This window comes from Zarconia navalis LEGE 11467 (genome assembly GCF_015207075.1).
Lineage (GTDB): Bacteria > Cyanobacteriota > Cyanobacteriia > Cyanobacteriales > Geitlerinemataceae > Zarconia > Zarconia navalis.
Genome location: NZ_JADEXN010000142.1, coordinates 1 through 10,102 on the forward strand (window position 1 = coordinate 1; position 10,102 = coordinate 10,102).

Below are 10,102 nucleotides of genomic sequence, written 5' to 3' on the forward strand. Positions count from 1 at the left end.
ATCCATTCTTGTTGGCAATTCTAAAAGAATCTAAAAAAAAATGACTGAAGCTGTAATTCTATGTGTTGATGATGAAGTGATGATTCTCGATAGTCTTCAGGAGCAAATTAGCCGTCACTTTGGCGATCGCTTTTTGTATGAAGCTGCCGAAAGTGGAGAAGAAGCCCTCGAAATCCTTGAAGAACTCAATGAAGAAGGAATTAACATTGTTTTAATCGTCTCGGATTGGCTGATGCCTGAGATGCGAGGAGATGAATTTTTGATTCGAGTGCATCAGCAATTTAATGGTATTACCAAGATTCTATTGACCGGACAAGCTGACCAAGAGGCGATCGAGCGAGCCACGCAAGAAGCGAATTTGTATGGCTGCATTTATAAGCCATGGCGGGAAGAAAATTTAATCGAAATTATCAAAAAAAGTCTCAAACTAGCATGAAAGAATTTGTCATTCTTTTGGTCGATGACGAACCGATGGTACTTGAGAGTCTATCGGAAGAGTTGGAACGTAACTTTGGTCGAAGTTATCAGATTGAAGCGGCTGAAAGTGGTGAAGAGGCACTCGAAATTCTTGAAGAATTCTCTGTAGATGGGATCGAAACAGCAGTTGTTATCTCCGATCAAATGATGCCCGGTCTCAAAGGAGACGAGCTTTTGAGCCAGATTCATCGTCAGCATCCCGATATTTTGAAAATCATGCTAACGGGACAAGCTGAGGCTGATGCCGTTGGAAATGCTGTAAATTCAGCGAACCTTTACCGTTATATTGCCAAACCCTGGGACGCCACAGATCTCAATTTAACAATTAAAGAAGCTCTTAAAAAGTATCACTATATTAAAAAACTTGAAGAACAGAATGCTCGACTGCGGGAAAACGAGCGCCGTTTGAATCAAATTTTAGAGGCGATGCCGATCGGTGTTACCGTTCACAATACCACTGGAAAAATGACCTATGCCAATCAAAAAGCAAAAGAATTATTAAATCTAGAGAATTTACCGGAGACAAATACCGAGCAACTTTCGACAACTTTTAATGTTTATCAAGCGGGAACTGACGAATTATACCCCACAGAGCAATTGCCGATCGTCCGTTCTTTGGCTGGGGAAGGCGTTCGAGTAGAGGATCTCGAAATTCATTATCCCGATCGAATCGTTCCCTTAGAAGTTTCAACCACTCCCATTCGGGATAAAACGAATGGAGTATTTCAGGCGATATCGGCATTTCAAGATATCAGCGATCGCAAAAAGGCAGAAGCCGAACGAGAAAATTTTACCCGAGAATTGTTTCAACTCAATGAAGCCTTTTCTCAGTTTGTTCCTCGTCAATTTTTGCACTTTCTGGCTCGAAAAGATATTACCGAAATTAAATTAGGAGAATCGATCGAGAAAAAACTATCGGTTTTATTTTCCGATATTCGTTCGTTTACGACTCGATCGGAACAGATGAATCGAGAAGATACGTTTAATTTTATTAATGGTTATCTCAAACGAATGGAACCCGCAATTATTGAAAATGAGGGTTTTATTGATAAATATATTGGTGACGCGATTATGGCACTGTTTGAAGGGAGTGCCGATCGAGCGGTGAATGCCGGGGTGAAAATGTTGGAAAATCTGGCAGAATACAACCAAACCCGACAACGGCGCGATCGTCAACCGATCGAAATTGGGATTGGGATCAATACAGGACATTTGAGGCTGGGAACGGTTGGGGGTAACGCTCGCATCGATACCACAGTGATTGGCGATGCGGTGAATCTCGGTTCGCGCCTGGAACAGTTAACGAAAGTCTATAAAACGCCGCTTCTGATTTCTCATAATACCTTTGTAAACCTACAAGATTCGACAAAATACGCCTTACGTTTAATTGCTCGGGTACAAGTTCGGGGGAAAGTCGAAAAAGTGGGAGTTTTTGAAGTATTTGAAGCCGATCCTCCCGATCGAAAACAAGCGAAATTGGCAACAAAGATGATGTTTGAAATGGCACTCATCTATTACGAACGAGGAAGAACCCAGGAGGCTAGACCCCTGTTCGATCGATGTTTGCAACAAAATCCCTGGGATAGCATCGCTCAAATCTATCTGGAACGGTGCAGGTTGTAATAGGGAACAGGGAATAGGGGATATGCGGGTTCTTGAGCCTTCAGAATCGCGATCGTTTCTGTGGCGAAGTGTTAAAAGGCTTGAAACTCTATCTAACGGGAGATCGATCGAGTCTCTATCCTATGTCACACTGGATCGGTAGTGTTGCCAAGGAAAGACCGTGCTTCTACCCAAAGGTTTTGAAGTCGAACTGTACACCGGGACTCCCCAAGGAGATATCGTCGGATTCTCCGATCGAATTGCCGCCGATTTAGATCGATTCGTGCGCGAACCCGATGCGAGAAATGTCGAGTATACCACGGCTCCCCTGTGCGCCTACGAGCGCCTTCTGTGCGAGTTGGTTCGCCCCCGACAGCACCTGCGCGAATACCTGCGGGGTTTGGGGGACTATACTCTACTTCCAGGCAGCACCCTCTCTTTAGGCGATAGCGATCGCTTTCACCGTTCCGATCCCAACCACCCCTACCACAGCTATATCGAGCAAACCTACGGAACCCGCGTTGTCACGGCCAGTATCCATATTAACGTGGGGATTAGCAATCCGGAAGTCCTGATGCGGGCAACTCGTCTGATTCGTCTAGAAGCGCCACTCTATCTGGCTTTGAGCGCATCATCTCCCTTTCTCGATGGCGAAGTCACCGGCTACCATTCCACCCGCTGGCATCTTTTTCCCCAGGTTCCCGATCGTGTGCCGCTATTTGAAAGTCACCCTCACTTCATTCGCTGGACCCGAGAGCAGCTCGCAACCGGAACCATGCAAAACGTCCGCCACCTATGGATTTCCGTGCGACCCAACGGCGATTATCGTCCCTACGATCTCAATCGCTTAGAACTGCGAATTTGCGATTTGGTCGTCGATCCGATCGCTCTGCTAGCGGTGACGGCATTACTCGAAGCACGAATGCATCAGTTGATGGCAAATCCCCGACTCGATCCCCTAGAAAGCAGTACGCTCCCCGCCAGCACCCGTGCCGAAGATTTACTCGCGATCGTAGAAGAAAACGAAGCCGCTGTCGCCCGCAATAGCTTAGACGCTCAGCTGCGCCACTGGCAAGATGGACGGCAGATCGTAGCGCGGGAGTGGATCGAGCAACTTTTAGGCGAAGCCGCAATTTTTGCCAAACAGCGAGGCTTTGGCTGTTTCCTTTCCCCCGTCCGCAAAATCCTCCGGGAAGTCAACACCGCACAGCAATGGCTGGCTTTGTCCGAACTCGGCTTGAGTCGCCGACAGATTCTCATTCAAGGGATTCAAGCGATGGCCCAACAAGAAACAGAACTCGAAGATCGGCTGTGTGGGTCTTTAGTAGCTTGAGTCTTGGGGAGATGGGGAGACGGCGGGACGGGGAGAGGAACAACTCACTAATTGTCCATTTATATCAAGTTTGGATCGTTCGTTATCATTCGCGCGCGATCGCTTGATTTCTCCTCCAATTCTCTCCTCTCCTAGCTCGCTTCACGGTCAATTATAAGTATTCCAGTCAATTATAAGTATTCCACCGAACCTGATATGACTCCCTGGGAAACTCCCGTTTCTCTCCCGAGCGATTTTCATTGAGATGTGCGCGATCGTCATTCAAGTTACTTTTTTTTCGCTTAAAAAAACTGAATACCTGCTAGCATTCACAAATTTTTCACACTTTTATCTTAGATTAATACTCAGTACACCCAAGGTTGCTATACCCAATTAAGCCTCCCCTTCCCTCTTTTGAGGTGGAGGGGTTTTTCAAAAGCGACGGTTGTAGAGAGTGCCTGCGACCAACAGTAAGGAGCCAGGGAAGATAGCCTGAATAATTCACCAAACACCAAAATCCCGATCGAGAGTCAACCTCGCGCAAACAGACTGTTTTTCGGGTAAATTGCTATCTTGCTTGTGAAGCAAGGCGATGGCACGATTTTCGTCAAACCTCATGAATAATGCAGGATAGGGGAATCAATCGCCTTCACCACGTCACGCGACCCCGCAACTGCTCTAATTTAGCCGGTCCAATTCCCGACACCCGATCGAGATCTTCGAGGGAAGCAAACCGTTGCTGCGATCGGGTGGCGATGATGTTTTGCGCCAATGTCGGCCCGATGCCGGGAAGGGTTTCCAATTCCCGTGCAGTCGCTGTATTGACATTCACTTTCGCTCGAACTGGTGCCTGAATGTTCGTCGGGGGTGGCGGACACTCAATTTGTCGTTCTCGAACTGCATTTTGCAGGCTACCGGGAATACCCAGCGTTGCGTCGGTGTAGAGGCGATCGAACTCGCGCCGAAAGTGGGCCGCAACAATGGGACTGCGGACGATGAGTACGGTTTCGTCATTTTGGGTGTTGGCGGCAGCAGACCAATTGTGGGAACCGGCGATGGTAATCCGATCGTCGATGAGGGCAAATTTATGGTGAAGCTTATCGCCGGGAGGAAGTAGGGGAACGCCAACGGAGTCAATGGCATTTTTCCAGGGACGATTGCCAGCTTCGTACTCGCACTCGGCGTTCGGCAGTGCCACCCCCAACATATCCAACCCTTCGCTGTATTCGCGAAAGGCAAAGCTCGGATCGATAAGCGATCGCACTGCAACCCCTCCCCGGTGACGATCGCCGATGACATCCACCAACGCTTGTTCGGAAAACACAAATAGCGCTAAATCTACCGATGTTGCCGCACCACTGAGGACTTGAGCGATCGTCCCGTTAACGCTTTCTTCCCAAGGACGGCTGCGGGATGTGGGAGAAAACTGCACCGAGACGGATGTATCCCCCAGGGTGACGTTGCGCGTGCTGCGAACGGGTTTTTGCAAGCCAAACCGACTATCGGGTCGTCCGCTCGGGCCATCCCCCCACATCAGATTAAATTCTTCGGTAAACACCCGCGCCAACTGGGAACTCTCGAGTTCGAGCAAGTTGTTGGCATTACCGCGACTGGCAGGTTTTCCCGGATCTCCGTGAATCCCGGAAGGGGTAAAATTTGCCGACGTGACGATGAGAATGCGATCGTCGGCGATAACGAATTTATGGTGCATTAAGCCGCTGCCTTTCGATCCATCAGCGGTATCGTCGAGCAGGGGAACGCCTCCGTCTTGCAGAATAAGCAGGGCATCCCGTTGGCGAATTTCCTCGGAACTGAGCGATCCGTCACCGTTAATATCGATAAAGCGCCGTCCTTCGCGAAGTCGCTGGCGATCGCGGTCTTCCATGGCATTGAGTTCGGCATCGGTATAATCGCTCCACGGCCGATTGTAGGTATTTTCGAGAATCACCCGCACTTCCACTCCCTTTTGGTGACGCTCGACCAACGCCCGGGCAATGTCGGGCAACCGCAGCTCTTGCACTGCCACGTCCACCCGCGTCGTTGCCCGTTCGATCGCCGACACGATCGAGCGTTCTAAGTCGTCCCCAGCACGAGTTTGTCCCCGATAGGGTTCGGTATATTCGGCTGCCCGGTTGTGGTTGAAATAAGCGCGGACGAAGGGCTCTTGAGGCAAGGGAGGTTGTTTGGGGGTCTCGTTGGGCTTGGGGTCTCCCTGCCACCAGAATGCCGCGATCGCCGTGCCCAGAAGGAGCAGCACCACCAGGACGATGCCAAATTTGCCTCTAGACACGACTTTGCAGCTCCATTTCCCTTGCCTGACAGTCGCGCAACCAGTTTCGCACCCCCTGGGCGATCGCCCCATCTGTGGTGTTTTCCGGTGGTGTTGGCGCATCTCCTGCAGGATAGGAATCAAACGCAGAATACATCACCGCCAATTGCCACCCATTCTCCGTCGCGGTGAGAAACAACCAGTGGTATCCCTGCAATTCGATCGCATCTGCGGCGGTGTAAACGCGATCTAAGGTGGTTAGAAACACTTGCTGGATATTTTGGATATTTTCTTCAGAATTTTCCGTACTGACGATCGAGCGCTCCGTTCCCAGGGGTAAGGGGGTAAACTCCGGTTGTCCGGCGATGACGATCGAACTCGACGGATCGGGATTTTCCCTCTGGCGAGAGCGGGCGATCGCTCGATTGGCATAACCGGGTAAGTCAGGTAACATCTGCTCGACGAGGGATTCGACCTCGATCGGACAACTCGTCTGAGCCACAGCCTCAGAAGGCATCCCCCAAAACGCCATCGATACCCAGAAAACGGTAACGGGTTGGATACCGCTCCAGACTTGGGCGAGCGTCGGTGCGATTTTGAAGCGATCGCTCTTTATGTTAGCAATTCTGTATCTTTGCAAGTCCTTTGCCCAATGTCTGTACCGCAAGCTGACAATGGAAATAAGCGAAATATAACACCCATGCACTATATTTCCCCCTGGACGCTCCTAAACTCTAGTCGTCTTCCCAGGGGGGTTTTTTCATAGAGGAACCGGTTGGTAACATTCAAGATGATTTTAGAACGATCGTTTCGCCCTCGATTTTATGTGGGGACGTGCTGCAATCTCAACAGTCTAGCCATCGATCTTCACACCTGAATACGCCAATCTCCGATCGCCGGTAAATTTACTCCTCGGCTTTATTGAATCCCAGACCATTTTCTTTTCCGTATCGTTCCATAAAGCGCATAAAGCGATCGAATTCTTCTGGAGACTTCCATACGTAAGTCACTTCTAGATGGGTCGCTTTGCCGTTGATAAACCGACCTTTGACATCCCGCGTCACCATTTCCCCTTCTTCATCCACCAGATACATCCCGGTAATCTCTTCACCGTACTCGGGAGAGAGAGCTTTAGGATTTTCAAAAAAAAAGACTGCCTTACCGTTGTTGCCAGACTTTGCGCGGGTCATTCGCACCTCGGGTACGATTTCTTCTTGAATCCCTCTCGTAAATTCAATCTGAGCCATTTCTTTTCCTTAAATGTTTACAATCTTTTAATATTGTCTCACGGCATCCGATCTAGAGGGACACGAAACTCGATCGAGATCGAATCGATTGATAGGGCAGCATGACGACCGCACTGGTTTACTTTTGAGTGGTTTGGGGAGCGATAAGTCCCGCGCTCTATTTGGCGGCCGGACAAAGAATTGTCGGTTGCATGCTGCAATCAATGAGCGCAACCGTTCTCTGTTGGGATAGAGGGAAGCTCTACACAGGAGGAGAAAGACCGCAGCGCGATTCTTTCTCGTCTTAACTGAAATGCCGGCTGTTATACTGGGTTCGATCTGGCGAGCCGAATTCTAATGGTGACGGTTGCGCTTCACAAGGTGAGAGAATTATCGCACTTTTTAAGTGAGTGAGATTCATGTAAGTGTAGGAGGAGGTCATCGTATAAAATATCGTTCTAAGTGCGCTCTATCTTAAATTAAAAATTTACCCGTTCCCGATCTATCGCATTCACAAAAAAATGGCTGCGTTTTCATGTAAAGCAATTGTCGCGCTAGTTTTAAAGCCTATCGATCTCTAAATAAACTTTTAGAACCTAAATAATTATGATATTAAAAATGTTTTGGAATCAAAAAAGTATTGTTTTACCGATTGCCTTGAGCCTGCTTGTCATCGGCTGTACGCAAACAACAGAAGAAGCCACCACCGATAGCACCTCGACAGAAACGATCGAAACAGTACCCGATCGGTCTTCTCAAAAAGATGCGGCATCTTTGTTGGTGGGAAATTGGAAGGCGATCGTCGATACAGATGCGGAAACAAACGGTCTATCGGAAGAAGAGCAACAATATTTTGATGAAATGATGAAGGATTTTGAATTCATCATGAAATTCACCGAAGACGGTCAGGTGATGACGTCAATGGATGATGAGATTGCAGAGTATAAAGTTGAGGGAGATGAAATTATTCTTGATGGGGAACGCAGTCAGTTAACGGTGACTGAAACTGAACTCACCATTGAAACGGACGGGGAAACGATGAGCTTTTCTCGAACGGATAAAGATGTGAGTGAAGTTGCCGATCTCGAATCGCAAATGGAAACGGCGACAGAAAAAATCGAAGCTGAAATTGAATCGGATATTGGGTCTGCTTCATTCAAAGAAGCCGAAGCCCAAACCTACACTGGAGCGATGAATCGTGCTGGGCAAGCTTATTATCTTGAAAACGCTGCTTTTGCAAATACGATCGAAGATTTGGCTTTAGGTCTCCAAGAGGAAACCGATGATTATCAATATTCGATTCGCACCACAGAAATGGCAAGTTTTAACTATGCAATTTCCAAAAATGAGGAATTCAAAAGCTTTGTTGGCGGTGTGTTTGCGATGGAGGATGGCGTGACAGAAACGGTTGTATGTGTCGCGGATACACCGGGAATGTCGCAACTGGGAGAACCGACCTTGCAAGAGAACGAACTTCTCTGTCCCGAAGGCACGACTCAAGTCGAGTAACATCTCAAAGATGTGGATGTCTGCGGCGATCGTGAAATCGGCGGATCTTGTCAAAGTTTTGCAGCAATAAACCGATCGATTTCAGGTTGCCCGATCGCATTCCTTCGGGAATTCATATCAAGTTCGGATCGTTCGTTTAGTCCGCGCCCGATCGCGCTTTCGTTTTCCCAATTCTCTCCCCCGGCTTGCTTCACCGCGGGCTATAAGTATTCAACCGAACTTGAGAGATCGCAAGGCAGTCGATCGAACCCGATCTTGTCTCAATCCCCGCACCTCAATACCACGGAACCTAACGTTAGAAACCCTCACAGAAAACTTTGCAGGCGAAGAAGGAGTCCATCTGCGGGTACGACTCCTTCGATGCGATCGACCGCTTGACCGTTTTTAAATAACACTAAAGTCGGTAACGCCGCAATTTGATATTTCGTTCCCAGATGGGGATAGTTATCGGTATTAATTTTGACAACGCGCAATTTTTGTTTGAGTTGGTTATTCACCTGCTCTAAAATCGGTGTCATCATTTGACACGGGCCGCACCAAGGGGCGTAAAAATCGACCAATACCGGAACGTCCGAATCGGCGAGTAAATCTTGGAAGCTGCCGAACTGTTTTTTAACTGCCATATCTACACGCACTCCAACAGGTTGAGAGGTTAGCTACATCATAGGATGAGATTCCCAGTAACAGCCGCTGCGATCGCTTTTATATAACGATCGGTCGCTCTTGAGATGACGGTGTTACAAATGTTCTGAGTGAGATGTTTGGGAAACTCGTTCTGAAGAGGGAACGACGGAGGGAAGATCCATTGCCGTTTCTGTTACCAGAGGAATTGCAATTTCGACGATCGTTCCTTTATTTTTGCCCGGACTTTTGAGCGTCACAAAACCTCCCATCATCTTCATGAAGTTTTGAGCGATCGTCAAGCCGAGTCCGCTACCCCCGTAGGGACGAGTCACCGAACCGTACTCCATCATAAATGCTTCAAACATTTGCGATTGTCGCTTGGGTTCGATACCCACTCCCGTATCTTGGACGGTGACGAAAGCAAAGGAAGCCTGCGGATAATTTCCAGATGTAGCGACTTTCACATTTGTGGATATCGTAATGCTTCCACGCTCGGTAAATTTAATAGCATTCCCTAAAATGTTGATAAAGACTTGTTTGAGTTTTTTAGAATCGGCTTTGACTTTGATAGTTTGTTGAGAATATTGTTTAATGAGTTTGAGAGATTTATCTTGCAAGTTTGGAAGTTGAAGATAAATTGATTTTGCCAAGCAAGAGTGTAGATCGAGGGATTTAATATTTAAGGAAATATTACCCGACTGTAATCCGTTGAGATCGAGCAATTCGCTAATTAACTCGAATAATTGTAGCGAAGAGCGATGTGCTTGCTGGAGCATTTCTATTTCTTCTTCGCGATCGTCGCAAAACCCATCGACAATTAACGAAATCGATCCCATAATGCCGTTGAGTGGGGTGCGAAGTTCGCGGGTCGTGCGCTTGAGAAACTCATCTTTGAGCCGATCCATTTCTTGCAATGCCATATTTTTGGCTTCGAGTTCTTGAGCGAAAAGTACCCGTTGAGCGCACGCTTGTTGACGTTCGGTAATGTCATTAAAAGCAAGAATGGCATATTTGATATTGCCTTGGCGATCGTAGATAGGAGTCCCCCAACTTTCGATGGGAATGAGTTTATTGCCGCGATGA

The 10,102-nt window shown here is 48.0% G+C and carries 9 protein-coding genes; 4 read left to right on the forward strand and 5 right to left on the reverse strand.

Features of this window, described 5'->3' with window-relative positions:
* The first annotated feature begins 40 nt into the window (after positions 1–40).
* The 3 genes from IQ235_RS09585 to gshA all read left to right on the forward strand — a co-directional run bounded on the left by IQ235_RS09585 (position 41) and on the right by gshA (position 3,412).
* Positions 41–436, forward strand: coding sequence for a response regulator (locus IQ235_RS09585; RefSeq protein WP_264321253.1), 396 nt, complete (start codon positions 41–43; stop codon positions 434–436).
* Positions 433–2,100: a response regulator gene (locus IQ235_RS09590; protein ID WP_264321254.1), complete on the forward strand. Its 1,668-nt coding sequence runs from the start codon at positions 433–435 to the stop codon at positions 2,098–2,100. Before IQ235_RS09585 ends, IQ235_RS09590 begins: the two co-directional genes overlap by 4 nt.
* A 160-nt stretch (positions 2,101–2,260) precedes the next feature.
* Positions 2,261–3,412: a glutamate--cysteine ligase gene (gene gshA, locus IQ235_RS09595; protein WP_264321255.1), complete on the forward strand. Its 1,152-nt coding sequence runs from the start codon at positions 2,261–2,263 to the stop codon at positions 3,410–3,412.
* A 628-nt stretch (positions 3,413–4,040) separates the two neighbouring features.
* Here the strand turns inward: gshA and IQ235_RS09600 are convergent.
* The 3 genes from IQ235_RS09600 to psb28 all read right to left on the reverse strand — a co-directional run bounded on the left by IQ235_RS09600 (position 4,041) and on the right by psb28 (position 6,907).
* Entirely contained in the window at positions 4,041–5,681 is a 1,641-nt protein-coding gene (locus IQ235_RS09600) for a phospholipase D-like domain-containing protein (protein ID WP_264321256.1), read from the reverse strand.
* Entirely contained in the window at positions 5,674–6,300 is a 627-nt protein-coding gene (locus IQ235_RS09605) for a hypothetical protein (RefSeq protein WP_264321257.1), read from the reverse strand. Before IQ235_RS09605 ends, IQ235_RS09600 begins: the two co-directional genes overlap by 8 nt.
* A 265-nt stretch (positions 6,301–6,565) precedes the next feature.
* Positions 6,566–6,907, reverse strand: a complete 342-nt coding sequence (psb28, locus tag IQ235_RS09610; RefSeq protein WP_264321258.1) for a photosystem II reaction center protein Psb28 — start codon at positions 6,905–6,907, stop codon at positions 6,566–6,568.
* 597 nt (positions 6,908–7,504) lie between these two features.
* On the opposite strand from psb28, the gene IQ235_RS09615 reads away from it, so the two are divergent.
* Complete coding sequence (locus IQ235_RS09615; protein ID WP_264321259.1) at positions 7,505–8,395, forward strand: type IV pilin-like G/H family protein; 891 nt, start codon at positions 7,505–7,507, stop codon at positions 8,393–8,395.
* A 305-nt stretch (positions 8,396–8,700) separates the two neighbouring features.
* Here the strand turns inward: IQ235_RS09615 and trxA are convergent, their stop codons facing one another.
* Together trxA and IQ235_RS09625 are read right to left on the reverse strand one after the other, a co-directional pair.
* Positions 8,701–9,018 carry a thioredoxin gene (trxA, locus tag IQ235_RS09620; RefSeq protein WP_264321260.1) on the reverse strand — a complete coding sequence of 106 codons (318 nt, stop codon included), beginning with the start codon at positions 9,016–9,018 and terminating at the stop codon, positions 8,701–8,703.
* 114 nt (positions 9,019–9,132) lie between these two features.
* Positions 9,133–10,102: sensor histidine kinase (locus IQ235_RS09625; protein ID WP_264321261.1), on the reverse strand; the 970-nt coding region annotated here is incomplete at its 5' end.